This window comes from Rhizobium sp. FG113, from assembly GCF_057809895.1.
The window spans coordinates 192,203-216,808 of sequence record NZ_JBMDKV010000005.1 but is presented as its reverse complement, the minus strand read 5'-3'; the positions used below and the strand labels follow the sequence as shown (position 1 = coordinate 216,808).

General features: G+C 62.3%; 26 protein-coding genes. 9 read left to right on the top strand and 17 right to left on the bottom strand.

Annotated elements, in window-relative coordinates:
- Positions 1–5 precede the first annotated feature (5 nt).
- From pgeF to lgt, 3 genes are all read right to left on the bottom strand, one after another.
- A complete protein-coding gene (gene pgeF, locus ACODTZ_RS15840; RefSeq protein WP_489026736.1) occupies positions 6–800 on the bottom strand; it encodes a peptidoglycan editing factor PgeF in 795 nt (264 codons plus the stop codon).
- A 95-nt stretch (positions 801–895) separates the two neighbouring features.
- Positions 896–1,996 carry a class I SAM-dependent methyltransferase gene (locus tag ACODTZ_RS15835; RefSeq protein WP_489026735.1) on the bottom strand — a complete coding sequence of 367 codons (1,101 nt, stop codon included), beginning with the start codon at positions 1,994–1,996 and terminating at the stop codon, positions 896–898.
- 23 nt (positions 1,997–2,019) lie between these two features.
- Positions 2,020–2,868, bottom strand: coding sequence for a prolipoprotein diacylglyceryl transferase (lgt, locus tag ACODTZ_RS15830; RefSeq protein WP_181459272.1), 849 nt, complete (start codon positions 2,866–2,868; stop codon positions 2,020–2,022).
- A gap of 193 nt (positions 2,869–3,061) precedes the next feature.
- On the opposite strand from lgt, the gene ACODTZ_RS15825 reads away from it, so the two are divergent.
- From ACODTZ_RS15825 to ACODTZ_RS15810, 4 genes are all read left to right on the top strand, one after another.
- Positions 3,062–3,334, top strand: a complete 273-nt coding sequence (locus ACODTZ_RS15825) for an accessory factor UbiK family protein (protein WP_047506065.1) — start codon at positions 3,062–3,064, stop codon at positions 3,332–3,334.
- Between the two features lie 394 nt (positions 3,335–3,728).
- On the top strand, positions 3,729–4,229 hold the full coding sequence (locus tag ACODTZ_RS15820; protein ID WP_026282796.1) for a type III secretion system chaperone family protein: 501 nt from the start codon (positions 3,729–3,731) through the stop codon (positions 4,227–4,229).
- Position 4,230: 1 nt separating this feature from the next.
- The gene (proC, locus tag ACODTZ_RS15815; protein ID WP_018897400.1) at positions 4,231–5,052 is read left to right on the top strand and encodes a pyrroline-5-carboxylate reductase; all 822 of its coding nucleotides are present in this window, start codon (positions 4,231–4,233) and stop codon (positions 5,050–5,052) included.
- A 16-nt stretch (positions 5,053–5,068) separates the two neighbouring features.
- A complete protein-coding gene (locus ACODTZ_RS15810; RefSeq protein WP_047506062.1) occupies positions 5,069–5,410 on the top strand; it encodes a tRNA-binding protein in 342 nt (113 codons plus the stop codon).
- Between the two features lie 47 nt (positions 5,411–5,457).
- Here the strand turns inward: ACODTZ_RS15810 and ACODTZ_RS15805 are convergent, their stop codons facing one another.
- The 5 genes from ACODTZ_RS15805 to ACODTZ_RS15785 all read right to left on the bottom strand — a co-directional run bounded on the left by ACODTZ_RS15805 (position 5,458) and on the right by ACODTZ_RS15785 (position 9,595).
- The gene (locus ACODTZ_RS15805) at positions 5,458–6,039 is read right to left on the bottom strand and encodes a DUF1349 domain-containing protein (protein ID WP_489026734.1); all 582 of its coding nucleotides are present in this window, start codon (positions 6,037–6,039) and stop codon (positions 5,458–5,460) included.
- Positions 6,040–6,046: 7 nt separating this feature from the next.
- Positions 6,047–7,423, bottom strand: coding sequence for an ATP-binding protein (locus ACODTZ_RS15800; RefSeq protein WP_489026733.1), 1,377 nt, complete (start codon positions 7,421–7,423; stop codon positions 6,047–6,049).
- 26 nt (positions 7,424–7,449) lie between these two features.
- Complete coding sequence (locus ACODTZ_RS15795) at positions 7,450–8,151, bottom strand: response regulator (protein WP_489026732.1); 702 nt, start codon at positions 8,149–8,151, stop codon at positions 7,450–7,452.
- Positions 8,152–8,661 (bottom strand): MarR family winged helix-turn-helix transcriptional regulator, encoded by a 510-nt coding sequence (locus ACODTZ_RS15790; RefSeq protein ID WP_489026731.1) that lies wholly within the window; start codon positions 8,659–8,661, stop codon positions 8,152–8,154. It abuts the gene before it with no gap.
- A 322-nt stretch (positions 8,662–8,983) separates the two neighbouring features.
- On the bottom strand, positions 8,984–9,595 hold the full coding sequence (locus ACODTZ_RS15785) for a DUF1236 domain-containing protein (protein WP_018897407.1): 612 nt from the start codon (positions 9,593–9,595) through the stop codon (positions 8,984–8,986).
- Positions 9,596–9,791: 196 nt separating this feature from the next.
- On the opposite strand from ACODTZ_RS15785, the gene ACODTZ_RS15780 reads away from it, so the two are divergent.
- Positions 9,792–10,442, top strand: coding sequence for an MBL fold metallo-hydrolase (locus ACODTZ_RS15780; RefSeq protein ID WP_209234970.1), 651 nt, complete (start codon positions 9,792–9,794; stop codon positions 10,440–10,442).
- A 90-nt stretch (positions 10,443–10,532) separates the two neighbouring features.
- On the opposite strand, the gene ACODTZ_RS15775 is transcribed toward ACODTZ_RS15780, so the two are convergent.
- From ACODTZ_RS15775 to ACODTZ_RS15750, 6 genes are all read right to left on the bottom strand, one after another.
- A complete protein-coding gene (locus ACODTZ_RS15775) occupies positions 10,533–10,967 on the bottom strand; it encodes a BA14K family protein (protein WP_489026730.1) in 435 nt (144 codons plus the stop codon).
- 137 nt (positions 10,968–11,104) lie between these two features.
- Positions 11,105–11,320, bottom strand: coding sequence for a cold-shock protein (locus ACODTZ_RS15770; RefSeq protein WP_018897410.1), 216 nt, complete (start codon positions 11,318–11,320; stop codon positions 11,105–11,107).
- Positions 11,321–11,783: 463 nt separating this feature from the next.
- A complete protein-coding gene (locus tag ACODTZ_RS15765) occupies positions 11,784–12,698 on the bottom strand; it encodes a DMT family transporter (RefSeq protein WP_489026729.1) in 915 nt (304 codons plus the stop codon).
- A gap of 125 nt (positions 12,699–12,823) precedes the next feature.
- Complete coding sequence (locus ACODTZ_RS15760) at positions 12,824–13,942, bottom strand: PQQ-dependent sugar dehydrogenase (RefSeq protein ID WP_489026803.1); 1,119 nt, start codon at positions 13,940–13,942, stop codon at positions 12,824–12,826.
- Between the two features lie 123 nt (positions 13,943–14,065).
- A complete protein-coding gene (locus ACODTZ_RS15755; RefSeq protein WP_489026728.1) occupies positions 14,066–14,845 on the bottom strand; it encodes a class GN sortase in 780 nt (259 codons plus the stop codon).
- Complete coding sequence (locus tag ACODTZ_RS15750; protein WP_489026727.1) at positions 14,835–17,186, bottom strand: marine proteobacterial sortase target protein; 2,352 nt, start codon at positions 17,184–17,186, stop codon at positions 14,835–14,837. Before ACODTZ_RS15750 ends, ACODTZ_RS15755 begins: the two co-directional genes overlap by 11 nt.
- Before the next feature lie 340 nt (positions 17,187–17,526).
- Between ACODTZ_RS15750 and ACODTZ_RS15745 the strand changes: the two genes are divergently transcribed.
- Together ACODTZ_RS15745 and ACODTZ_RS15740 are read left to right on the top strand one after the other, a co-directional pair.
- Positions 17,527–18,729: a pyridoxal phosphate-dependent aminotransferase gene (locus ACODTZ_RS15745; RefSeq protein WP_113199132.1), complete on the top strand. Its 1,203-nt coding sequence runs from the start codon at positions 17,527–17,529 to the stop codon at positions 18,727–18,729.
- 141 nt (positions 18,730–18,870) lie between these two features.
- Positions 18,871–20,025: a GGDEF domain-containing protein gene (locus tag ACODTZ_RS15740; RefSeq protein ID WP_489026726.1), complete on the top strand. Its 1,155-nt coding sequence runs from the start codon at positions 18,871–18,873 to the stop codon at positions 20,023–20,025.
- Positions 20,026–20,095: 70 nt separating this feature from the next.
- Here the strand turns inward: ACODTZ_RS15740 and ACODTZ_RS15735 are convergent, their stop codons facing one another.
- Positions 20,096–21,193: a calcium:cation antiporter gene (locus ACODTZ_RS15735; RefSeq protein ID WP_113199130.1), complete on the bottom strand. Its 1,098-nt coding sequence runs from the start codon at positions 21,191–21,193 to the stop codon at positions 20,096–20,098.
- A gap of 235 nt (positions 21,194–21,428) precedes the next feature.
- On the opposite strand from ACODTZ_RS15735, the gene ACODTZ_RS15730 reads away from it, so the two are divergent.
- Positions 21,429–21,710 carry a DUF2188 domain-containing protein gene (locus ACODTZ_RS15730; protein ID WP_018897419.1) on the top strand — a complete coding sequence of 94 codons (282 nt, stop codon included), beginning with the start codon at positions 21,429–21,431 and terminating at the stop codon, positions 21,708–21,710.
- Positions 21,711–21,738: 28 nt separating this feature from the next.
- Here the strand turns inward: ACODTZ_RS15730 and ACODTZ_RS15725 are convergent, their stop codons facing one another.
- Positions 21,739–22,650, bottom strand: coding sequence for a LysR family transcriptional regulator (locus tag ACODTZ_RS15725; RefSeq protein WP_489026725.1), 912 nt, complete (start codon positions 22,648–22,650; stop codon positions 21,739–21,741).
- A gap of 90 nt (positions 22,651–22,740) precedes the next feature.
- On the opposite strand from ACODTZ_RS15725, the gene ACODTZ_RS15720 reads away from it, so the two are divergent.
- Positions 22,741–23,739: an SDR family NAD(P)-dependent oxidoreductase gene (locus tag ACODTZ_RS15720; protein WP_489026724.1), complete on the top strand. Its 999-nt coding sequence runs from the start codon at positions 22,741–22,743 to the stop codon at positions 23,737–23,739.
- Here the strand turns inward: ACODTZ_RS15720 and ACODTZ_RS15715 are convergent.
- Positions 23,736–24,539 (bottom strand): aminoglycoside phosphotransferase family protein, encoded by an 804-nt coding sequence (locus ACODTZ_RS15715; RefSeq protein ID WP_489026723.1) that lies wholly within the window; start codon positions 24,537–24,539, stop codon positions 23,736–23,738. The two genes, ACODTZ_RS15720 and ACODTZ_RS15715, sit on opposite strands and share 4 nt — an antisense overlap.
- Positions 24,540–24,606: the final 67 nt, after the last annotated feature.

The following is a 24,606-nucleotide window of genomic DNA, read 5'->3' as shown; positions in this document are numbered from 1 at the left end:
ACCGGTCACATCTCCCTTATGGCAATCGCCGAAATCTGTCGGCCGTAGTCCGGTTCCTGGCTGTGTGTCGTGCGTCGGTAGGAAAAGAAGCGTTCGCTGTCGGGATAGGTGCAGACGCCGAGGCTTTCGGCCTTGACGCCGGCGGCGCGCAGCCGGTCGATGGTGAAGGACGGCAGGTCGAACATCGAATGGCCGGGCTTTTCCGACGGAGTGAAATAGCGCTGGTAGTCGCCGTTTTCGCTTATGAAGCGCTCGACGAATTCGGGGCCGACCTCGTAGCTTGCCTTGCTGATCGATGGGCCCAGGCAGGCGACGATCGCCTCGCGCTTGGCACCGAGCTTGATCATGGCATCGATGGTGTTTTCCAGCACGCCGGTGAAGGCACCCTTCCAGCCGGCATGAGCGGCGCCGACCACCTTGTTTTCCGGATCGGCGAAGAGGATCGGGCCGCAATCGGCGGCGAGCACTCCGAGCGCGATGCCGGGGGTTGCGGTCACCAGCGCATCGGCCGGCTGGCGGGTGCCGTCATAGGAGGCGTCCACCACCACGACATCGGGCGAATGCACCTGATGCACGGTTGCCAGCCGCTCGACGGGCAGGTCGAACCAGCCGGCGACGCGCCTGCGGTTTTCTTCGACCTTGGCGCGCTCATCGTTGGAGCCGAGGCCGACATTGAGGCCGCGATAGATGCCGTCGGAGACGCCGCCCTGGCGGGTGAAATAGCCATGCTGGATTGTGTCGCCCGTCGCTTCGTTCAGCAGCGCGCTTTGGATCGGTTCCGGGGAGGGCGCATGTGTCATCGGTCATTCCACGATTTGTTTTAGCGACGCCCAGACGGTGTGCCGGACGAAGCGCTGTCGATTGCGGCGATGTTGACCCCGCCGCGCGCGCCCTGTCAATCCACGGAACGGAACGGCATCAGATCGATGGCGGGATGGGAAACGGCCATCACCTTGAAGAGTTCCCCCATCTTTCCCTCGCCTTCGCCGGCCAGGCGGTCGACGGCGGCCTGGATGATCTGCTGGGTGCGGGGCTCGCGGTCACGGCCGAGGGCGGCGGCGCGTTCGAGGATGCCGAGGCCCACCAGGAAGTCGCCCTGGTGCAGCTGTCCGTTGACGTGGAGCCCGGCTGCGACGGCGGTCTCGCCGAGCGCCTGGAAATCGACGTGGCTGGTGAGATCGGCTTCGCCGGGGTGGGCGAGCGGCGGGTCGAATTCGTGCATGCGCACTGCCTGCAGCGTATCGCCGAAGCCGGTGATCAGGTGGCCGTAGTCGAGCGCCAGCGCCGTACCGCCAAAGGCCTTTAGCCGGTCGGCGATGGCGACCATGACGGATTCACGGGCAGGGGCGATCTCGAAGAGGGTGCCGAGCGGCACGGTCGCTGCCTGCTCCGGCAGCAGTTGCGGGTCAATGCCTGCGACGCCGGTTCCGAAGGACAGTTCGTCATCGACATCGAGGCCGACCATGCGCTCGCGAAAGCCGGTCGCCGTCTTCACGAACTGGCGGATGGGGATCGCGTCGAAAAGTTCGTTGGCGGCGATCAGCGTGACGCCCGGCGGGATCTCGTCGAAGCCGTCGTGCCAGCTGATCCTGCCCTGATGGGCGGCGAGCGTCTCTCCCTGCACCTCGCGCAGACGCGGGCTGGTCTCGACGAGGTGGACGGTCATCGTTTCGAAGAGTGGCGGCGCGAGGCGCTCGATGACGCGCAGCATGTCCGACATCATCGTGCCGCGTCCGGGGCCGATCTCGACCAGCTTCACATCTAAAGGCGTGCCGTGGCGCTGCCATGCGTGAACGATGAAGACGCCGATCATCTCGCCGAAGAGCTGGCTGACCTCGGGCGCGGTGACGAAGTCGCCGGAGCTGCCGAAGGGCTCCTTGGTCTTGTAATATCCGTATTCGGGGTCGGCGAGGCACAGCGAAAAGTAATCGGTGACGCTGATCGGACCGTTCGCCTGAATGATAGCCTTGATCTTCTCACCGAGTGCGGTGGTCATGTTCTCCTCCTCCGGTGCCGCGATCAGGACTGCAGGGCAGCCTGACGACGGGCGCGGATCATGGCCCAGAGGCCCAGCAGGATCATCGGCGACGACAGGACCATGCCCATCGTCAGCCAGTTGGTGCCGAGAAGGTAGCCGAGTTGTGCGTCAGGTTCACGGAAGAACTCGACGAAGATGCGCGACAGCGCATAGCCGCAGACGAAGACGCCGGCGACGAAGCCGGGGGTCTTCAGCGCTTTCATGCCGTAGATGAGGGCGGCGAGCACGAGAACCAGCACGATGCCTTCTAGGCCTGCTTCATAAAGCTGGCTCGGATGGCGCGCGAAAGGGCCGCCGGTCGGGAAGACCACGGCCCACGGCACGTCCGTCAGCCGGCCCCAGAGCTCGCCATTGATGAAATTGGCGATGCGGCCGAAGAAGAGGCCGACGGGAACGACGGCTGCGACGATGTCGAAGAGGTTCCAGAGCGGGATCTTGTTGCGCTTGGCGAAGATGATCATGGCGATCGTCGTGCCGGTCAGGCCGCCATGGAAGGACATGCCGCCGTTCCAGATCTGGATGGCGCGGATCGGGCTCTCGATGATCGCGGGCATGTCGTAGAACAGGATATAGCCGATGCGGCCACCGAGGACGACGCCGAGCGCCACCCAGACGACGAAATCGTCGAGCTGCGCCTTGGTGATCGGCGAGACATTGCCGGGCCAGAGGCTGTCGTTCGCGGCGATGAGGCGCGCGTAGTACCAGCCGATCATGATGCCGGCGACATAGGCCAGGCCGTACCAGTGAATGGCCACGGGCCCGATTGCAAAGGCGATCGGGTCGATATTGGGGAACGGCATGATGGCCATGAGGTCGGCAGCTGTCTGCAAGGTAATCCCATCCGTTGATGTGGGCGGAAGATGGCCTTGCCATAACAGCGGGTCAAGTTGATTGTTAGTGATGCGAGATAAGTGCGACCGCTTATCCAGTGCAAAGCGCTTGCATCCTTAACGGCGAAGCCCTACCTCATTCCTGAGGGCCGAGAGCGGCCGGAAGCCATTATTTCAAAGGGAGTAAACCGCCATGACGACAGGCGCAAACCGCATCATGGACGAGTTCGCAAAGCTGATGACAGATGCCGCAGGTGCCGCCCAGGGCGTGCGCAAGGAAGTCGAGACGATGTTCAACGCGCAGGCCGAGCGCTGGCTGAACAGCATGGATGTGGTCAAGCGGGAAGAGTTCGAGGTCGTCCGCGAGATGGCGATCAAGGCGCGCGACGAAAACGATGCGCTGCTGGCGCGTATCGCCGCACTCGAGGCCAAGCTCGAATCCAAGCCTGCCGCCAAGGGCAAGTAAATCCCGTTTGGGGACAGGGCGCGGTGTGGCCTTTGAGAGACACACCGCTGCTTCGGCCAAAAAATCGGGTGTGTTTATCCACCTGTGGACACTGCCAAAAAAGCCAATGGGCAGAGTCGTTTATACCCTCCTTCTGAATCCAATTCCCAACACCTTTCCACAGTGGCGTTCCCTAAAACGGCCCTCAGGGGGCTGGCACACCACCGGGTGCGTTATACACTGATTTTAAATGATGATTCGAAGCAGTTGGTAAGCTCCGGGCAGGTTCACTGCGTAAGTCTGGTAGCGGTTCAACGGTCATCTGGGTTGGTGGTTTCCGGGTTAGTTGCGTGTGTTCGCTTGTGTCTCGTTGGACGAAGTCGTTACGCATTCACTCCGGTCAAGAAGGTGCTGCATGAGCCTCATGGAATTGGAAGTCGAGCGTCAATCGAACCCGGTCGATATGATCGAGTACGTCGCCGCCCACAACGACTGGGCTTTCGAGCGGTCGGGTGACGACGAAATCGCGATGACGGTCGAGGGCAAGTGGACGGATTATCACGTCTCCTTTTCCTGGATGGAGGAATTCGAGGCGCTGCATCTCGGCTGCGCCTTCGATATCAAGATCCCCGAACAGCGCATGAATGAAGTGACGAAGCTTCTGGCCGGTATCAACGGCCAGGTGCTGATGGGTCACTTCGACGTCTGGCGCCAGGAGGATGTGATCATCTTCCGGCAGTCGCTGCTGCTTGCCGGCGGCGCCGAGCCTACGAACCGTCAGGTCGAAGTGCTGCTCGCCAGCGCGCTTGATACCTGCGAGACCTATTATCAGGCGTTCCAGTTCGTGATCTGGTCCGGCATGGACGCCAATCGCGCCATGGAAGCCGTGTTGTTCGAAACCGTGGGTGAAGCGTAACATGTCCGGTCTGTCGTCCTCGGGTCCAATCGTTCTTGTCGGCGCCGGCAATATGGGGGGTGCGATGCTCTCCGGCTGGCTGAAGAATGGTGTGCCCGGTGCCTCTGTCGTGGTCGTCGATCCCGGCCCCTCGGCCCAGATGATGGCAACGATCAATGAGGCGGGCGCCAGGCATGTGACGGCGCTTCCCGCCGAACTGAAGGCCGGCGTGCTGTTTCTGGCGGTGAAGCCGCAGGTGATGGACGCCGTGCTCCCCTCCGTGAAGAGCGCCGTCGGCGACGATACGGTCGTGGTTTCGGTCGCGGCGGGCAAGACGCTCGGTTTCCTCGAATCCCATCTTGGCGAAGCGGCGATGGTTCGCGCCATGCCGAACACGCCGGCCATGGTTGGCCGCGGCGTCACCGGCGCGTTTGCCAATCAACGCGTTGGCCAGAACCAGCGCGATCAGGTGCATGCGCTGCTCAGGGTCTCCGGACCCGTGGAGTGGGTACCTTCCGAATCCGATATCGATGCCGTTACAGCCCTTTCGGGCAGTGGTCCTGCGTATGTGTTCTATCTCGTGGAGTGCATGGCAGAAGCAGGCCGCAAACTTGGCCTGCAGGCGGACCTTGCCATGCGGCTTGCACGGGAAACTGTCGCGGGGGCTGGTGAACTCTTGCACCAGTCCCCCGACGACGCATCGAAGCTTCGCCAGAACGTGACGTCTCCAGGCGGCACGACGGCGGCGGCGCTCTCGGTGCTGATGGCTGACGATGCGATGCAGCCGTTGTTCGACAAGGCGCTTTCGGCCGCTCGCAAGCGCGCCGAGGAGCTGGCAGGCTAATTCGAGGCTGATTTTCATGACCGAAGAAATTACCTACGGCGATTTCGAGCGGGTCGACATCCGTGTCGGCACCGTGATCGAGGCCAATCCGTTTCCGGAGGCGCGCAAGCCGGCCTTCAAGCTGCTGATCGACTTCGGACCCGAGATCGGCGTCAAGAAGTCCTCGGCGCAGATCACCGTACACTATACGCTTGAAAACCTCGTCGGCCGGCAGGTGCTGTGCGTGGTCAATTTCCCGCCGCGGCAGATTGGACCGTTCCGCTCCGAGGTTCTGACGCTCGGTTTCGAGGACGAGGCTGGCGCCATCGTGCTCGCAGCACCGGACAAGCCGGTTCCTAACGGCAAGAAAATCATGTGATTGGTGGAGCGCCGTGGCCTTGTGCCCGGCGTTTCAGTGCCGGCGTTCTAGTGAATGTCGCGCGAGAGCGGGTCCGAGAGGCTGAAGTCGTGAAACGTGGCTTCGAAGCCGGCGCGTTGCGGTGAGCAGAAGGCCGGGCCGACCATCAATTCCGCAAACTTCGGGTCGAACCAGGCGAGGCGCGCCATGCGCCAATCGGCCATCATGTCCGTCCTGTACTGGATGAACAGCGCATCGCCATTGCGCGTGACCCGCACCGACAGCCGTTCGAAATCATGGTCGATGCGAAATGCCGACCAATCGGAATTGCCGTTGGTGACGACGACGCTGAAGTGGCAGGCGCCGTCCGTGTATTCGATCCCGCATTTCATCCAGTGCGCCGCATCCGCGCGCAGCATGATGCCGGCCTGATCGTAGAGCGCCTGGTAATCCGCCGAAAAGCTCAGCTCTACGGTGAAGTCGCCGTGGCGGGACCGATGGAGGAAATGGCCGTCGTCGCGGTGAAAGCCGTAATAGGTTCCCTGCCAGAAATCAGTCTTGTCGCCGGAGCGCACGTGCAGGCCGTCGTCGCGCTGATCGGCGAAGGGCGGCGGGTTGAGCCAGGTCATATTGGTGATATCGATCGCCATCGTGATCTCAGGCCGGGATGCGGATGACGGCGCGCAGGCCGCCGAGCGGGCTGTCGCCGAGCGTGACGTTGCCGCCATGGCTGCGGGCGATGTCGCGGGCGATCGCAAGGCCGAGACCCGTTCCCGACGCATCGAGATTGCGTGCCTCATCGAGACGGAAGAAGGGCTTGAAGACGTCCTCGCGGTTCTGTTCGGGGATGCCGGGACCGTCGTCGTCAAACACGATCGTCAGCCACTTGGCGCCGTGCTTGGCCTCGATGTTGAGGGTCTTGGCATAGCGGCGGGCGTTGGAGGCGAGGTTGGTGACGAGGCGCGTGAATGCGTTCGGCCGGACCACGATATCGTCGTCGCCCTCGATCGAGTAAGTGAGCGTCTTCTTGTGCAGGGCGAAGTCCGGCTCCAGCTTCAATAGCAGCTCGCTCAGCTTCAGCTCGCCGACATCTTCCTCGACCTCGCTGCGGGCAAAGGCCATGTAGGCCTCGAGCATCGACTGCATGTCGTTGACGTCGTCGCTCATGCCTTGAAGATCGGGATTGTCGCCGGCGAGCGCCAGCTGCAGCTTGAAGCGCGTGAGGATGGTGCGCAGGTCGTGGCTGACGCCGGTCAGCATCGCCGTTCTCTGTTCCATCTGGCGCTCGATGCGCTCGCGCATGAGAATGAAGGCGAGGCCGGCGCGGCGGACTTCATCAGCGCCGCGCGGATAGAAGTTGTCGGCCTTCTGGCCCTTGCCGAAGCTTTCGGCGGCGGCCGCGAGTTTCTGGATCGGGCGGATCTGGCCCCTCAGGAACAGAATGGAGATGGTGATCAGCACCAGCGATGCGCCGACCATCCAGACGATGAAGATATGGGTGTTGGAGGCGTAGGTCTGATTGCGCTTGGCAAGCACGCGCAGGATCTTGCCGTCCAGCTTCACCCTGACCTCGACGAGATTGGAATCGCCGACCGTGTCGATCCAGAAGGGGCGCTTGATCTGGTCGCGGATCTCGTCGCTCAGAATCCCATCGAGAATGGAAAAAAACGGCTTGATGCGGGGCGGGGGGAGCTCGCCATCGGGCTCGATCGAGATCTGCAGGCCGAGCTGGTCGCGGGCGATGCGGGTTGCCTCGCTGTAGTCGGTATCCTGCGGGTAGGTCTCGATCATCTGGATGATCGCGGCGATATCGGCGGTCACGGCCATCGACAGGCGCTGGGTGACCATCTGCCAGTGCCGCTCCATGAAGACGGCGGCGACGACGGATTGCAGGAGCACCATCGGCATGATGATGATGATCAGCGAACGGACGTAAAGGCCCTTGGGCAACTGGCGGCGCAGCAGGCGCGTGAACCAACGCCAGCCGGAAACCGGCGAGCGGTCCTCGCGTCGCAGGGAATCGAATGTCACCATCTAATGCCTTTCCGGGTCCCGGATCATCAATCGATGCTCAGGCGGTATCCTATACCACGAACCGTCTGGAGCCAGACCGGATTTGATGGGTCGTCCTCGATTTTGCGGCGCAGGCGGTTGATCTGCACGTCGATCGTGCGCTCGCCGACATCGACATCGTTGCCGATCAGTTCGTGGCGGGGGATGGTGTCGCCGGCGCGCTTGGCGAAGAGCAACATAATTTCCTGCTCGCGATCCGTCAGGCGCACGATTTCGGCAGCCTTCTTGAGCTCGCGGCGGGTCAGCGAGAATGTGTAGGGGCCGAACATGACCTGCTCGATCTTGGGCGCATCGCCGGAGATATTGCGGCGCAGGATGTTGTTGATGCGCAGCACGAGTTCGCGCGGGTCGAAGGGCTTGGGCAGATAGTCGTCGGCTCCTGCCTCAAGACCGGCGATGCGGCTGTCGGATTCGGCGAGCGCCGTCAGCATGATGATCGGCACGTTCTTGATGATGCGCAAATCCTTGGTGACATCGATGCCGGATTCGCCGGGCATCATCACGTCCATGATGATCAGATCGAAATCCAGGCCGCCAAGCTTGCGGCGTGCTTCGGCGCCATCGGCCGCGACCGTCACACGGAAGCCGTTCTCGCTCAAATAGCGGTTGAGCAGCGCGCGAATACGCGTGTCGTCATCCACAACGAGCAAGTGTGCCGCATCGTCCGAAATCACTATCTTCGCCGCCATTCAGTCCGCTTTCGAGTTTTGTCTGTTCTGCATGCCACTCAGGAAGGCCTTCACACCCGCTCTGACCTCCGGGGAGGCTCCGTCGAATGCTCTCTCAATACGGCGCGATTGCGGCTCGGCGAGTGCAAGCGCCAGATCCCTGCCTGTTGCGGTGGGATAGAGCTTGCGCTGACGTCGGTCCTCAGGCCCCGCTTTTTGTTGAATATACCCCGAATCGATAAGCTGTTTGAGTACCCTTGCGAGACTCTGTTTGGTTATCTTCAACGTATCCAGGAGATCGGCAACGGTCATGCCGGGGTTTCGGTTAACGAAATGCACCGCGCGGTGATGCGCACGTCCAAAGCCGCTCTTCGCCAGGATGGCATCAGGATCGGAGACGAAGTCCCGATAGGAGAAAAACAGGAGCTCGATGATATCGAAGTCGATGGTTTCGGTGTTTTCCAACGGCTTGGTCAAAGGCTCCGGCTTGGGCTCCTGCCTGCCGGCTCTCGGGCTGCTCTGTCGTGCCAATTTGGCATTTCCTTTCCTAGTCTGCGCCGCTTGACCGACAGCACGGGAACATAGGTCAGCAATCATGACATATGTTCCAGTGTCCGTCGGTTTTCGGCTTTCGCGCGTGCAAAGAAGATCGGTCTTGTCAGTCGAACCGAGATGCCCCGCGCAAAACTCCCCATGCGATACGCAATTCCCCTGCGTGATTGGATTAAGAGGCATATTTGCGGCAACAATCAACAGGCATGACGCGAGCGTTGCGGCGAGTTCACAGCCGTCTGGCGAGCGCGCATGAAAAAGGCGGCCGGGTGGCCGCCTTTGCTGTCCATGATTTCAGGTCTTAGTTGTAGACGTAGACGATACGACGCGTGCCCGGATCGACCAGTACCGGACGGTCGTTGATGCGAGCGTAGCGGTACTGGTAGTCAGGGATTTCCTGGAAGGTCACGGTGCCCGGCACCTGCGCGCCGACCACGACGTCACCGCCGACCTCGACCGTGCGGCCAGGGTTGCTCTCGATATAGGTGGTGACCGTCTGCGGCGGTTCGATCGTCTCTACCGAGCCGACCGGGCCGAGCAGCTCGTCGCCCGGAGCGGGTTCGGCGGGGCCGGTCGCTGCCGTGGTTTCATAGGTCACAACGGGGATATCGAGATCGGACTGGTGCTGCTGGACGATCACCTGGTTGCCGTCCTGATCCATCTGCAGGTACTGGGCATAGACCCAGCCGCGCATGCCGTTGACATCGACACGGCACCACTGGCTGCCCGCGACGCAGCCGTCGAGGATGGTTTCGGAGCCGCGCGTCGCAACGCCGACAGCGGGATACTGCTCGCCGGGGCCGGCGTGAATGGTCAGATCGTTGATGGCCGTTGCGGCCATTTCCGCGCGGGCGAGGCCGGCGGTCGCCAGAACCATTGCGCCTGCCAGGAAAAGATTTCGCTTCATGGTCATCGTGGGTCTCCTTTTATAGACGGGTTGGTAACGCCCGGAATAGGGGGAGGTTCCGCCGACGGCGATCACAGGAGATTACACTTGTCGTTGCGGCGTGACGGAGGGCTGGGCAAAATCGAGGCTGCACGTGCCGGCATTTGCGACTATATCGACATCGAGACGGACGACGTATGCAAGACTTAAAGCGAGGCACCCCATGAGCATGCTCCAGGCCGGGATCATTCCGGTGACAGCGTTCCAGCAGAACTGCACGATCTTTTTCGATGAGGCGACGAAGGAAGGCGTGGTGATCGATCCGGGCGGAGATGTCGCCAATATCCTGCAGGGGATCGAGCAGAATGGCCTGAAGATCAAGGCGATCTGGCTGACCCACGGCCATCTCGACCATGCCGGCGGGGCCAAGGAGCTCAAGGAAGCGCTTGGTGTCGATATCATCGGCCCGCACGAGGACGACCTGCCGCTGCTGCAGCGGATCGAGACGCAGGCGGAGAAATACGGGCTGCCGGCGGGCCAGATGCAGAATGTCGAGCCGGATCGCTGGTTGAAGGATGGCGATACCGTCTCCTTCGGCGAGCATGTCTTCGAGGTCTACCACACGCCGGGCCACGCGCCGGGGCATGTCATCTATTTCAACCGGGCGCAGAAGTTCGCGCATCTGGGCGATGTACTGTTCAACGGCTCGATCGGCCGCACCGATCTTCCCGGCGGAAACCACCAGCAGTTGCTCGATTCCATCCGCGACAAGGTGCTGCCGTTGGGCGACGAGGTCGGCTTTATCTGCGGCCATGGGCCGGGCAGCCGGATCGGCGACGAGCGGCGCGGCAATCCCTATCTGCAGGGGCTTTGAGCCGGGTAGGGGATCGGGGCAGGGGCAACCCGTACAAAAGAAAAGCGCCGCTGAAAAGCGGCGCTTCGTGCATGAACAATCGGCGTTCGATCAGTTGGCGACGCAGAAGTGGCTGCGACCGTCATTGCCGATGAAGGTGCCGCTGCGTGGATCGAACGAACGGTAACGGTAAGAGCAGTAGCGTTCCCACTGCGGGGTCCACGGCTCGACGCCGACGCGAACCGGAGCCGGCTGATAGTAGCGCACGGGTGCCGGGCGGTAATAGCGGGGAGGTGCTGCGTAGACCGGACCGTCGTCATAGGCGTAGGGCGGGTCGATATAACGCGGTTCGTCGTAGCGCGGTGCATTGGCGATCGCCGAGCCGACGATCAAGCCTGTTGCGAGACCGACCGCTCCACCGACCCAGGCGTCGTTGCCATGGTGGTGATGATAGCGCCAGTCGTCAGCCGATGCGACACCGATCGACGAGAATGTGATGGCAGCCGCGGTTGCCGTCAGAAGAAGGGTCTTGGCAAGGCTATTCATGTGTTCTGTCCTGTTCAAACTCTTGGCCGGTTTTGCACCTTGATGATGGCAAGTTAACGGCTGGCGGCTGAATGCAGGCTGAACGATAAAACCCGGCGGCCCGCCGGGCTTCAACTCGATTGCAAAGGTAGGCTCTATCAGCCGTCGATCTGCAGGTTGACGGCCTTCGGGCCCTTGCCGCGACGATCCGGTTCGGTGTCGAAGCTAACCTTCTGGTTTTCCGTCAGTCCGGCCAATCCGGAAGCCTGCACGGCGGAAATGTGAACGAAGATGTCCGCGCCGCCCTTGTCAGGCTTGATGAATCCGAAGCCCTTGTCGGTGTTGAAGAATTTTACAGTCCCAGTCTCGGCCATGCGTCAGGTCCTTTGATCTCTGCCCGCCATCCACACGGGCAGCATACTGATATTGCCTCCTCACGGAGACGCTAACAGGCAATTATTGAATTGTGAGAAAAAGGTCCCCTCTAAATCAGTAGAGTTCTCCGCAGAACTTCCGCCTGCTTATTTAGAACCTACCGACCGGAGTATTAGCGTCTCCGGCGCGCACAATCTTAAGGACTTCCCATGCTCGCAAAATGCCCGAACGCCACGAGATTGCTGCGATTATTCACTTTTGGCAAGCAAAAGTTTTCCGACGCAACGCTGCCTCGCGCGCCAATTCCGGGTGGGTTTTGGCCTTTGACGAAAAAAAGCACTCATCAGCCGCCGCTGAATAACGTTTTGTATCGTGAGCAATATATTTTAGGAGCAGATTTTGCCAAAATTACAACGTGCGCGCGACTTCGCGAACGTTAAACTTTTTTTCATATTTTCGGCTTCAGCCCGGATTTTGGCCGATAAGCAGGCCGTTTTGGCGACGTCGGCGGGCTATCTCGGGGACGATTTCAACTAGAAGCATTGCCGCGAACATCAGCGCGCAGCCGACATAGCCGAGAGTGGAAATCTTCTCGCCCAGCACAAGAGCGCCGAGTGCCGCGCCGAACAGCGCTTCGGACGACAGGAAGATGGCCGCCTGCGAGGAGGTGGTGTAGCGCTGGCCGATGATCTGCAGCGAGAATGCAATGCCTGACGAGAATATGCCGACATAGAGGATCTCCGGCGCCGCGTCCCAGATCGCCGCCAGGCTGATGGGTTCGACAATGACGGCGGCTGCCAGCGCCAGGACGGCGGTGACGGCGAACTGCGCCACCGACAACGTCAGGGCTCGGCCGGTCTCGGAGACGATGATGCCTGCGAGCGTGATCTGTCCGGCGGAGAAGACGGCGCAGAAGATCGTCAGGATATCGCCGCGCGACAGGGTCGACATGTCGCCACCCGACAGAAGGTAGATGCCGGTCAAGGCCATCAAGGCGCCAGGCCAGACGATCCAGTGCGGCGCCCGGCGCAGAAAGACCACGGCGATGATCGGCACGATCACGACGTAGAGCCCGGTGAGGAAGCTTGAGTTGGTTACCGTCGTCGTCTGGAGGCCGATCTGCTGGGTGATCATGACGCCAAAGAGGGTCAAGCCGATCAGCAGATAGAGCATCGCGTGGCGCCCGCTGGTCTTGATCTTGCTCTTGCGCGCCTCGATCAGCGCGAAGGGGAGCACGGCGACGGTGGCGATGGCGAAGCGCAGGCCGACGAACCAGAGCGGTCCGATCGTTTCCATCGCCGTCGACTGCGCGACGAAGCCGCCGCCCCAGATGGCGCCAGCCAGCAATAGAACAAGGTTCGCCTGTATGCGCGTCATGTAAGCCTCAATCTGGGAGGTCGGCCAGACGGGGTTAGCGCTTTGCGGCCGAAAACGGGGTGGTCGAGATGGGCGACCGTTACCAGTTTCGTTCGACCGCAGCAAGGCGACGCCTGCCGATGAGATCAGCCGTTGTTCGCAGGCGCCCGGGAGACGCGCAGCAGCGCACCATCGTCCTCGTCGGTGACGATCAGAAGCGCGCCGTCGGGCGCCACCACGATATCGCGCATGCGGCCATAGGCGCCGTCGAAGATGCGCTCCTCGGCGACGAAAGCGCCGCTGTCATCGCGCTGCATGCGCGACAGGAGCTGGAATTTTAGGGCTGCGACCAGGAAGTCGCCATTCCATTCAGGAAACATCTTGCCGCGATAGATGGCGACAGCGCCCGGTGCGATCGAGGGGTCCCAGTAATAGAGCGGCTGTTCCAGACCCTTCTTCGCTGTGCCTTCGCCGATCTCGGCGCCGGAATAGTCGCGGCCGTAGGTGATGATCGGCCAGCCGTAGTTCTTGCCCGGCTCGATGCCGTTGATCTCGTCGCCGCCGCGCGCGCCGTGCTCGACGGTATAGAGTTTGCCGTCGGCGCTATCGAAGGTGATGCCCTGCGGGTTCCTGTGGCCCTTCGACCAGATTTCCGGCAGTGCTTTTACGCCATCCTTGAAGGGGTTGTCATTGGGGATGCTGCCATCGGCATTGATATGGACGATCGCGCCGGCATCGTCCTGCCAGTCCTGCGAGCGGTCACGATCGCCGCGGTCGCCGATGCTGATGAAGAGCGAGCCATCCTTGGCGATGGCGATGCGGGAACCATACTGGATGCTGCCGCTGGTGAACTTGCGCATCTTGAAGATCGACTTGACGTTCTCAAGCGCGGTTCCGTCGGCCGAAAGCGTGGCGCTGAAGGCTTCGGTGCCGGAGCCGCCGTCACCCGGGGTCGCGGCCGTGAGATAGAGGGTTCGCGAGGTCGCAAAATCGGGTGCCAGTTCCACGTCCATCAGGCCGCCCTGGCTTCTGGCGTAGACCTTGGGCACGCCGGATATCGGCGCGGAGAGCTTGCCGTCCCGGATGATCCGCAGGCGGCCCGGGCGTTCGGTGACGAGATAGCCGCCATCGGGAAGGACGGCCACCGCCCAGGGATGCTCCAGCCCCGAGGCGATCGTTTCGACCTGAACCTGGACCTTCTTGGTCTCGACCGTGTCGGCGGCCATGACCGGGGCGGACTGCGCGACAACCGCCGCCAGCAGCATGCCGATCCCTGGCGCTCTACCGATCCGAAGTGTCGAAACTGATCTCATTCCCCATCCCCTAATGCCAGCTTACAAATGTCAATCCGCCTGAGAGTTGGAGGAGCAGGCGCCTTGCTTCAACCCTCAAGGCAGAGGGGGTAACGGCATTGTGTTTCGGCCTTGAACGGAACCGGTCGCTCTCGCGTCCACAAGCTCGGCCTCGACGATGTAGCGGAGCGGCCCGCGTTCGGTGGCGCCGAAGGGCCAGCAGGTTGCCAGCACGAGGTTATGGCCATGCGCCGCGGGGTCGATGCCGCTGTTGTCCCAGGAGACGACGCGGCCTTCGCCGGCCTTGAAGATCAGGCGTTCGCCGTCGCGGCGCGTCACCTCGATCTCATCGCCCGGCTTGACGTCCTTCAGCCAGCGGAAATGGGTGTCGCGATGGGCGGCGATGACGGATGTGCCTTCGTCTCCCGGCTGCGGCGTGTTGGTGAGCCAGGCGGGGCCGAAGGCAAGGGCTTCGCCGGAGGCACCGGAGAGAACGATCGCCTGCTTGCCGAGGCGCGGGGCGCTGACCTTCGCCTCGGTGGTAAAGTCGGCCCAGGGCCAGGGCTTGGCATCCTCGCCGCGCAGTTCGGCCGCAAAGGCGCGCGCCAGCAGGAATTGCGACAGCTGCGCCTTCGCTTTGATGTAGATGCCGTCGCTGATCAGGATCATTCCATAGAGGGCCAGGATAGCGATGCCTGTCGCGATCACCTTCTCGACCACCGAGAAGCGCGGCAATAGCGCGGAGGACAGCTTGTTATCAGGCGTATCGAAGGCGGTTGCCGCCGCTGTCGCCATGGCGAGTTCCAGATAGGTGGGAAGCGGGCCGAAGTCATCGGCCGGCCCGGCTCCGCTGGTTCTGCCCGTTCTAATGGCCACGGCGGGTTCCTCCTGCCATGGCGTTGCGGCGCTTCCAAGCCATCAGCCCGGTTGCGGCCAGCAGTGCCAGTACCATCATGGTCACACCACGGGCGATCTGCTCGTCGGCGCGGGTGGCGGTCTGCGGCAACTGGATGGAGGCCGAGCGCTGGGCGATCAGGTTGGCCGCCTTGGGTGTCGGGGCGGCCGCCATGCGGGTTGCCGCGAGCTCCGCCACCTGCTGCAGTGGGGCAGCCATGGCGTGGTCGGGTCCGTTGCCTGAAGGTGCCTGAGGGGCAGGGGCGGTCTCGCCGTAGACTTTCTCGAAGTCCCAGCCATCGGGCAGGTTGAGCGGGAGCTTGGCCGAATCCAGCGGCTTATCCTGTGGCCGCGACGGGGTGACGTCGACGGCGACGAGGCTGGTCATGCGTGAGACCAAGTGATGGGCGAGCGCCACGGTCTCGACGTCCTTGTCGAGTGCTGTCGGGTCCTGCCGCTCATAGGCGCGGGCTTCGAGGTCGTCGATCTTGCGGCGTGCCCAGAGCTTGGAGATGCCCTGGCCGTCAGCGGCGTTGGCGATATCCATCTCGACGCGCCACGGCTGGACGCCGGTCTTGCCCGTTATCTGCAGTTTGCCCGTCGGCTTGGCGTCCGGGAGTTCTGCGGTCAGCACCACGGGTTCGCCGGTGTAGAGGTCGGGCATCGGGTTCGGGGTGATGTCCTCGGCCTTGGCGTTTTCGAAGGTCGCGGCGATATCGGTCATCGCGGGGTTCTGCAGCTTCTGGAACAGCTCGGCCATGCGCGTGGCGATCTGGTCGGTGGAGCCGATCTGGGTGAAGGTGCCGCGGCCCATCTCGGCGGCCTTGGTCATGAAGTAGGAGTTGGGCGCCGAGCCGATGCCGACGGTGAAGACGCGGGCGTCTCCACGGTTCTGGGTGATCTCGGTGAAGAGCTGCTGCTCGTTGCCGATCGCACCGTCGGTGAGGAAGACGACCTGGCGCAGCGCGCCCGCCGCGACCGAGCCCTGGTTGCGCAGCGCGTCCTGCAGCGCGGGCAGCATTTCGGTGCCGCCATCGGCGTTCAGGCCCCTGACATAGGATATCGCCTTTTCGCGATTATCGGGGGAGGCGGCGACGAGGCCGTTGAAATAATCGGTCATCGTGTCGTCGAAACGGATGACGTTGAAGCGGTCGTCGGCGTTGAGCCTGGAGATGGCGAGCGCCAGGCTCTCTTTCGCCTGCTCGATCGATGGGCCGGACATGGAGCCGGAATTGTCGATGACGAAGACGACCTCGCGCTTTAAGGGGGCTGCTGCCGCATCCGGCGTCGCGGGCGGGGTGACGAAGGCAAGCAGATAGGTCTTGCCGTCGCGCACTTCGCGGAACAGGCCGGCGCTTGGCGTCTTGCCGGGGGCCGCCTTCCAGGTGAGCTCGAAATCCTTGTCGGCCGGAACCGTCTCATTCTTCAACGCGATGACGCGGTTCTCGTCGCCGTCAGTCTTGATATCGACATCGTGGAAGGAGGATTTGACGTCGCCGAGCGGGAAGCCGGCCTTCAGCTTTACGGTCAGCGCGACAGGGTTGATCTTGGCATTTTCGCGCGGGTCGAGCACCGGTGCGGTGATCTTCTCGCGGTTTTTGACCGGATCGGACGGGACGGCGAAGCCGGCGCCGTTGTTGAATTCGACGGTCTGGACGATCGGCGCTGGATTGTAGCGGGGTGCCACGACCATCGGGAAGCGCAGCGAGAACTCGCCGCCGGACTGGTGCACCGTCTGCTGGTATTCGACCTGCACGACGATGGTTTCGCCGGGGCCGATATTGGCGACCTGGTTGGTGAAGATGTTGGGGCGTTGCTGTTCCAGGAGGGCGGTCTTCTTGCCCTCGGCCTTGGCCTGCTCGTAGATCTGACGGGCCTGCTCGCGCGGCTTGATCTGGCCTTCGATGAAGCGGTCGCCGATCTGCATCTTCAGGACGTCGACGGCGGAATTTTCAGGCAGCGGGAAGACGTAGGTGCCCTCGACCCATCCCTTGCTCGGGTTCTGGAAGCGCTGGGTGACCTTGACGCGGGCGATGGGCCCGGTGACGTCCATCTCGACGTCGGTCTTCAGGCGCGGCGCCTCGACGAAGAAGCCGGGTTCCTTGGCGGGAAAGAGGAGCGAGCCGCTGTTGACGTCGTTCGGCTTGATCAGGCCGGCGAGCTCGCGGGCTTTCGGCTGGCTTTCATCGGCCGCATAGGCGGCCGTCACCAGTCCTGATGTAACCAGAACGGAGGCGGCGAATGCCACGAATGCGATCAGCAGGGATATGGAAACGCGGGCGGCGCGCAGCCGCCTCAAGGTGACTTCATCTTCCAGAAACATGGCATGCCCTCAGTAACCAATTTCGGAGACTAGAGAATGCGGCTTCGATCTCGGCGGGCTCGCGACCGAATTGCGGCATGCCACGGCATTTGTTGCGGCCAATTCGTGGCGAAGGGCCGATTTGGCGAAGTTTTTGATTTCAGGGCGTAAATCGGGATCGCCTCGATGAGGCGGCTTCGGATTATGCGAATCACGATCCCGATGGCGCGAATGATCACGAAGAATCATCCGTTTCATCACGCCTTTGGCCTTGAAAAGCCTGCCTACATTGGACATAGACCGTAGCGCAGAAATCCGGCCCCGGCCGTCTGCTAAAATCAAACCGTATAGGACCGATATCATGGCCTTTCTTGCCGATGCTCTTTCCCGTGTGAAGCCTTCCGCCACCATCGCCGTTTCCCAGAAAGCGCGCGAGTTGAAAGCAAAAGGCCGTGACGTGATCGGTCTTGGCGCCGGTGAGCCGGACTTCGATACGCCCGACAATATCAAGCAGGCGGCGATCGACGCGATCAACCGCGGCGAGACGAAGTACACGCCGGTTTCCGGTATCCCTGAACTGCGCAAGGCGATTGCCGCGAAGTTCAAGCGCGAGAACGGCCTGGATTATTCCTGGGAGCAGACGATCGTCGGCACCGGCGGAAAGCAGATTCTTTTCAACGCCTTCATGGCAACCCTGAATGCCGGCGATGAAGTCGTCATCCCGGCTCCTTACTGGGTGTCGTATCCTGAAATGGTGGCCCTGTGCGGCGGTACGCCTGTTACAGTCATGACGACGCAGGAAAACAACTTCAAGCTCCAGGCTGAAGATCTCGACAAGGCGATCACGCCGAAGACGAAGTGGTTCATCTTCAACTCGCCGTCCAACCCGTCGGGTGCCGCCTATACGCATGACGAGCTGAAGGCTCTGACGGACGTGCTGCTCAAGCATCCGCATGTCTGGATCCTGACCGACGACATGTATGAGCACCTGACCTATGGCGACTTCAAGTTCGTCACGCCCGTCGAAGTCGAGCCGAAGCTCTATGACCGCACGCTCACTATGAACGGCGTATCGAAGGCCTACGCGATGACCGGCTGGCGTATCGGCTACGCGGCCGGCCCGATCCAGCTGATCAAGGCCATGGACATGATCCAGGGCCAGCAGACCTCGGGCGCATCGTCGATCGCGCAGTGGGCCGCTGTCGAAGCGCTCAACGGCACGCAGGCGTTCATTCCCGAGAACAAGAAGATCTTCGAAGGCCGCCGCGACCTCGTCGTTTCGATGCTGAACCAGGCCAAGGGCATTTCGTGCCCGAACCCGGAAGGCGCCTTCTACGTCTACCCGTCCTGCGCCGGCCTGATCGGCAAGACGGCGCCGACGGGCAAGGTCATCGAGACGGACGAGGACTTCGTGTCCGAACTGCTGGAATCGGAAGGTGTTGCCGTGGTTCACGGCTCGGCCTTCGGCCTCGGCCCGAACTTCCGCATCTCCTACGCGACCTCGGAAGCACTGCTGGAAGAAGCCTGCAAGCGTATCCAGCGCTTCTGCGGTGCCTGCAAGTAAGCAGTCTCGCTTGAACTTCGAAACCCGCCGGCGACGGCGGGTTTTTTGTTGCGGGTGTGTTTTGCTCCCGCCCATTTAAGGATCGCTAATGACTGGCGTCTATTGGTGCGGTGTTTTTATAGATTTCATTGCCTCCGGATCATGACGCTTCAATCCTTCCAGCTCGACCTCGCAACGGTTCTCCTGTTGCATCAATGCTCGTTTCTCGTCGGCGCTCTTTGCTTTCTCTACACGCGCTGGCAGTCGAAGCGCGGTGAGGGGTTGGGCACGCTGGCGATCGGCTTCTTGTCGCTGGCGATGTCGTCGACCTTGGCGGGGCTGGGTGAGCGTTCGGTGCTCTCCCATGAAATATGGACGTTCGGCACCTTTGTATTCGGTCTCATCGGCTATTCGGTCTTCTGGGTCGGCATGCGCCAGCTCAGCAGCGGCCGGCGGCGGCGGATCGATTGGCTCGTGCTGGTCATTCCAGCGGTGCTGATCGTGACCGCGGTCGTGACGCGATTCTACCTGGTCGACGCGCTTCGCGGCGCGGTCGGGAATTTCGTTTCCTTCCTGTCACTTGCGGCGGCCACGGCCACCGTGCTGCACGATCGGCGGCCGGAACGGCTGCCGGTGCGGATCGTGCTGTCTTGCGTGATTGCGCTGTCGTCGCTTCTGGCCTTGCTCATCGTCGTTGCCATGCTGACGCCGGCGATCGCTCCGATGACGCCGCGCTGGGCGTTCTTCATCCGCATCATCTGCCATTTCGCGATCGCGCTCTTCGTGATCATCCTCGTGAAGGAGCGCGCCGAGGCGGCGCTGCGGCATGTGGCCGATACGGACATGCTGACGGGCGTCGGCAACCGCCGCTGGTTCACCTCGCGGATGCCGAAGGTCATGCGCGGGGACGATGCGCTGCTGTTGATGGATCTCGACCTGTTCAAGCAGGTCAACGACCGCTTCGGCCACGATACCGGCGATCAGGTGCTCGTCAGCTTCGCCGATGCGATCAGCCGCAACCTTAATGCCAGCGGCAGCTTCGCGCGTCTCGGCGGCGAGGAGTTCGCGGCCTATCTGCCGAAGACGAACGCCTTGGAAGCCATGAAGGCGGCCGAGCGTCTGGTCGATGTGATCGGCAAGCTCGAAGTGGACAGCAACGGTCAGCGCGTGCCGCTCACCGTCAGCATCGGCGTTGCAACAAGCGCGGATGCGGGCCGCTCCTGGAGCGATCTGCTCAAGATGGCCGATGCGGCGCTTTATGCCGCCAAGGATAGCGGGCGCAATCGCGCCGTTCTCTACGACAAGATCGCGGCGTAATCGGCTTTCTCAGTTGGTAATCCGATTCAGCTTTTCGCCCTAAGGCGTTGATTTCGGATTCTATGTGCCGCTATAGCCCCAGGCTCGCCAGCATCAGGAACGTCGCGAACAGGATGAAGTGGGTCATTCCCTCGATCGCGTTGGTCTCGCCATCGTTTAGGTTGATGGCGGCGGCAATCAGGGTGATGGTGACCATGACTGTTTGCACCGGCGTCATCGCCATGATGAAGGGTTGGCCGGTGTAGAGCGCGATCGCCTCCATGACCGGGACGGTCAGAATGACGGTCGAGAGCGAGGCGCCCATGGCGATGTTGACGGTTGCCTGCATGCGGTTCTTCAACGCGGCGCGAAGCGCGGTCAGGATCTCGGGCGCGGCCGATATGGTCGCGACGACGAGCGCGGTGAGGCCGATCGGCGCGCCGGTGCCCTTGAGGCCCGTCGTCATGAAGGCCGACATGAATTCAGCCAGCAGGCCGATGATGACGACGCCCGCCAGGATCGTGGCGATCGAGACCGCCGTCGACCCTTCGTCGCCATGGTCCTCCGATGCGTCCTGCTTGCGCTCGGCGCGGGGGTAGCTGTAGCTGAAGAAATAGCTGTGTTGGCCGACCTGCATTCGCAGGAAAAGCGCGTAGAGCGCGATCATCGCGACGATGGTGAAGGCGGAATAATAGTGCCATTTCTCGTCGGGCACGAATTCCGGGACGATCATCGAGATGCCGATGGCTGTCAGGATCATCACGCCATAGGTCTTGCCGGAATTGTCGTTATAGGGTTGCTCCCCGTGCTTCAGGCCGCCGAGCAAGGCGGCAAGGCCGAGGATGCCGTTTATATCGAGCATCAGCGCCGAATAGATCGTGTCGCGCACCAGCGTCGGCGAGCTTTCGCCGGCCATCATGATGGCGAGGATGATGACCTCGACGGCGACGGCCGAGAGCGTCAGGATCATCGTGCCATAGGGATCGCCGACCTTGATGGCGAGGATTTCGGCGTGATGGGCCACACGCATGGAGGCGAGAACGATGGTCACGATGAGGGCGGCAGCTGCAATCAGGGCAGCGCCCTGGCCCATCTCCATGATCGCGTGTTCCGACAGAAACGCCGCCACGCCGACCGCAATCGCGATCAGCAGGTACCGTTCGGTTTTCAGGCGTGACACTATCCCCAACGTCGAGCTCCGATCTTGATTCATGTCTCAAGTCTAAGGCGATGATTTCACATATCAAGTCGGCGATTGCGCGGGGCAGGTTTGCAGTCTTGGGCATTTAATGGAATACTGCCTCATCGGTCAGCCGGAAGCATATCGCGGCGCGTCTCGTCTTTTTGCCAGATGGCACCGCGCGGAACAGGATCCAATCCTGTCGGTTCGGTGTGTTGAACCAAGCAAAAGAGGAGTGAAGTGCATGGTCAAGGTGGTCTATGAAGTCGTCCAGCACGATGGCGGCTGGGCCTACCGGCTGGGAAACGTGTATTCCGAGGCCTTCCCGACACATTCCGAAGCGCTTGAGGCGGCCCGTATCGTGGCGGCCGAGCAGCAGGTCGGCGGCGATTCCGCCGAAATCAGCTGGCAGGACGACAAAGGCAAGTGGCACGAGGAATATGCCGAGGGTGGCGACCGTCCGGAGACCGAGGTGGTCGATGGAAACTGGAAGACCCACCAGGCCGCAACGTCGCCACGCGCTTGACCGATCGCACTCTTCATGAGGCGTTCCGTCAGTCCCGGCGGCCGAGCGCTCCTTCCCTGATATAATCGAGCAGGCCCGTGACCAGCGCATCGAAGGTGACGCGGTAGCGCGGCGAGGTCTTGATCGCCTCGTGCATCACCACCCAGGTGGCAAGCGGGATTTGAAACGCCTGCGGAAGAAGGTGGACGAGATTTTCATCCGACGCCGCCAGGCCAGTCTGGCACATCCCTATCCCCAATCCCGACCGGATCGCCGCCATCTGCGCCAGCGTGCTATCGGCCTTGAAGCCGAAGGTGAGGTCGGCGAAGACGGGGTAGCGTTTCAGCATCGTCCTCACATAGCCGGTGTGCCGGTCGAAGCCGATCAGGCGATGGCCTTCGAGGTCGGCCAGGGTCTCTGGCGTGCCGCGATGGTCGAGATAGCGGCGATGGGCGTGAAAGCCGAGCGGAATGTCGCCGATGCGGCGCACCACCAGCGCTTCCTGTGTCGGCTCGCTCATGCGCACGGCGATATCGGCTTCGCGGCTCAGCAGATCCTCGACCGCGTCGGAGGCGGAGAGCTCGATCTCGAGCTCCGGGTACTGCTCCATCAGCGGCGCCAGGATCGAGGGCAGCACCTCGACACCGATCACCTCGCTGGCGCTGATGCGGACCGGGCCGGCGATGCGGTCGCGATGGCCGGAGGCAGTGCGAAGGAGGGCGGCGGAGGTTGAGGCCAGCGTTTCGGCATAGGGCTTGAGTTCGAGGGCGGCTTCAGTCGGCATCAGGCCGCTCTGCGAGCGGACGAAGAGCTGGGTGCCGACGATCTCTTCCAGCGCGTCGATATGGCGGCCGATGGTCGGCTGCGTCAGGCCGAGCTCGCGGGCCGCAGCCGATAGCGAGCCGTGGTGGAGCACGGCGAGAAGGGTGCGGTAGAAATCCCAGCTTGGCTCTGTTGTCATTCAAATACGTATAGATGAGATACGAATTTCGTCAATTTCGTTTATCGCTGCGTCAGCGCATCATCTCTTCATCAACAGATGGAGACGATGATGACACAGCAGATCGCACTTGTACTCGGAGCAACCGGTGGCATTGGCGGCGCGGTTGCCCGCAAGCTTGTTTCGCGCGGCTGGCATGTCCGGGCGCTCAATCGCAATGTGGAAAAGGCGCGCGCCGCCGAGCCCTGTTTGAACTGGGTGCAGGGAGATGCGATGCGTGCTGCCGATGTGATGGCCGCCGCTGAAGGGGCGAGCTTGATCGTGCACGCCGTCAATCCGTCCGGCTATCGCGACTGGGAAAAGCTGGTGCTGCCGATGCTCGACAATACGATCGCGGCCGCCAAGGCGGTCGGCGCAACGATCGTGCTTCCCGGCACAGTCTACAATTTCGGGCCGGATGCCTTTCCTGTTCTGCGCGAGGATAGCCCGCAGCATCCGGTGACGAAGAAGGGCGCCATCCGCGTCGAGATGGAAAAGCGATTGGAGGCCGCATCGCGAGACGGGGCGCCTGTCATCATCGTGCGCGCCGGCGATTTCTTCGGGCCGGGGGCGGGGAGCAGCTGGTTCTCGCAGGGCATGATCACGCCGGGCAAGCCTGTTTCCACTGTGACCAACCCGGCACGCAAGGGTGTGGGGCATCAATGGGCCTATCTGCCTGATGTGGCGGAAACGATGGTGCAATTGGTAGAGCGCCGCGATCGGCTGCCTGATTTCGCCGTCTATCACATGGACGGTTTCTGGGATCGCGATGGGCAGCAGATGGTCGAGGCGATCAGGCGCGTCGTTGGCGGGCGGGTGAAGGTGCGGGGTTTTCCCTGGTTCGTCGTGCCGCTGGCGGCACCCTTCGTGACCTTCATGCGCGAATTAAAGGAGATGCGCTATCTCTGGCGCGAGCCGATCCGGATGAGCAATGACCGGCTGGTGGCTGAACTCGGTTTCGAGCCGCGGACGCCTGTTGATGAGGCCGTCAGGATGACCTTGTCGTCGCTCGGCTGCTTGGAGGAGCAGAAGGCTGGCGAGGTGGCGGGCGCAGTTGCGCCGCGTGGCTAGCCTTGGCTCAGTTCCGCGAGCGCGATGCTGGCGACCGTCAGCGGGCTTTGCGCTTCCGATGACATGCCGTCGTCGAGAAACCAGGCAGCGGAGAGGCCGCAATAGGCGGCGATCCAGCGCAGCAGGCGCGCGGGCTCGATGTTGGCGGCAGCCGCTATGATGGGGAGTTGGCGACGGAGCCGATCGGGATCGGTGACCGTCGAGAGTTCCGGGTTGGCGAAGATGTTGGCGTAGTCGAAGCCGCGCTCGCCAACTAGGCCCTTCGGGTCGATCGCCAGCCAGCCGTGTTCTTCGAAATCGAGGACGTTGCCGTGGTGGATATCGCCGTGCAGGACGGTCTCGTCGCGCGGTTCGGCGAGCAGGGCGGTGGAGATTTCGTGGCAACCGGTGAGCACGCCGCCGTATTTGCCGGCGGCCGGTGCGAGATCGCGGAACCATCGAGCAAGGGGAATGAGCGGCGGCTGCGGTGTTTGGCGCGGCGCATGCAGTTTGGCGGCGGTGTCGCAGAGGATGCGGCTTGCCTCGTCGTCCTCTCCCTCTGAAGCCATGGCGAGCAGCGTGCGGCGGCCTTCGGCACGCTCTAGCACGATCGCATCGGCGTCGTGGCAATAGACCTTCGCCGCACCGTTTCCGTCCCACCAGTGCATCACGGCGGCGCCAGACCGCTCGGCTTCGTCGGCGCTGAGCTTCAGCATGGCCGCCTTGCCGCGCCACAGCACGGGCAGGAGGTTGCTGGAGTGGGTGACGACAGGCGCACCGTCGGGGGTGAGGTTCCAGCGGTCGAGATAGGGCTTGAACATGGACGGGATGCTAGCCGGTCGCGGCTGGGAAGGGAAATGAGGTCGCCTAAAAAAGAAATCCCGCCGG

Coding starts and splice junctions, on each gene's coding strand:
- pgeF (WP_489026736.1), bottom strand. CDS start 800: ATGACACATGCGCCCTCCCCGGAACCGATCCAAAGCGCGCTGCTGAAC.
- ACODTZ_RS15835 (WP_489026735.1), bottom strand. CDS start 1,996: ATGACCACCGCACTCGGTGAGAAGATCAAGGCTATCATTCAGGCGAAC.
- ACODTZ_RS15825 (WP_047506065.1), top strand. CDS start 3,062: ATGACGACAGGCGCAAACCGCATCATGGACGAGTTCGCAAAGCTGATG.
- ACODTZ_RS15820 (WP_026282796.1), top strand. CDS start 3,729: ATGAGCCTCATGGAATTGGAAGTCGAGCGTCAATCGAACCCGGTCGAT.
- proC (WP_018897400.1), top strand. CDS start 4,231: ATGTCCGGTCTGTCGTCCTCGGGTCCAATCGTTCTTGTCGGCGCCGGC.
- ACODTZ_RS15810 (WP_047506062.1), top strand. CDS start 5,069: ATGACCGAAGAAATTACCTACGGCGATTTCGAGCGGGTCGACATCCGT.
- ACODTZ_RS15805 (WP_489026734.1), bottom strand. CDS start 6,039: ATGGCGATCGATATCACCAATATGACCTGGCTCAACCCGCCGCCCTTC.
- ACODTZ_RS15800 (WP_489026733.1), bottom strand. CDS start 7,423: ATGGTGACATTCGATTCCCTGCGACGCGAGGACCGCTCGCCGGTTTCC.
- ACODTZ_RS15795 (WP_489026732.1), bottom strand. CDS start 8,151: ATGGCGGCGAAGATAGTGATTTCGGACGATGCGGCACACTTGCTCGTT.
- ACODTZ_RS15785 (WP_018897407.1), bottom strand. CDS start 9,595: ATGACCATGAAGCGAAATCTTTTCCTGGCAGGCGCAATGGTTCTGGCG.
- ACODTZ_RS15780 (WP_209234970.1), top strand. CDS start 9,792: ATGAGCATGCTCCAGGCCGGGATCATTCCGGTGACAGCGTTCCAGCAG.
- ACODTZ_RS15775 (WP_489026730.1), bottom strand. CDS start 10,967: ATGAATAGCCTTGCCAAGACCCTTCTTCTGACGGCAACCGCGGCTGCC.
- ACODTZ_RS15770 (WP_018897410.1), bottom strand. CDS start 11,320: ATGGCCGAGACTGGGACTGTAAAATTCTTCAACACCGACAAGGGCTTC.
- ACODTZ_RS15765 (WP_489026729.1), bottom strand. CDS start 12,698: ATGACGCGCATACAGGCGAACCTTGTTCTATTGCTGGCTGGCGCCATC.
- ACODTZ_RS15760 (WP_489026803.1), bottom strand. CDS start 13,942: ATGCTGCTGGCGGCGGTTGTCGCGCAGTCCGCCCCGGTCATGGCCGCC.
- ACODTZ_RS15750 (WP_489026727.1), bottom strand. CDS start 17,186: ATGTTTCTGGAAGATGAAGTCACCTTGAGGCGGCTGCGCGCCGCCCGC.
- ACODTZ_RS15745 (WP_113199132.1), top strand. CDS start 17,527: ATGGCCTTTCTTGCCGATGCTCTTTCCCGTGTGAAGCCTTCCGCCACC.
- ACODTZ_RS15740 (WP_489026726.1), top strand. CDS start 18,871: ATGACGCTTCAATCCTTCCAGCTCGACCTCGCAACGGTTCTCCTGTTG.
- ACODTZ_RS15730 (WP_018897419.1), top strand. CDS start 21,429: ATGGTCAAGGTGGTCTATGAAGTCGTCCAGCACGATGGCGGCTGGGCC.
- ACODTZ_RS15725 (WP_489026725.1), bottom strand. CDS start 22,650: ATGACAACAGAGCCAAGCTGGGATTTCTACCGCACCCTTCTCGCCGTG.
- ACODTZ_RS15720 (WP_489026724.1), top strand. CDS start 22,741: ATGACACAGCAGATCGCACTTGTACTCGGAGCAACCGGTGGCATTGGC.
- ACODTZ_RS15715 (WP_489026723.1), bottom strand. CDS start 24,539: ATGTTCAAGCCCTATCTCGACCGCTGGAACCTCACCCCCGACGGTGCG.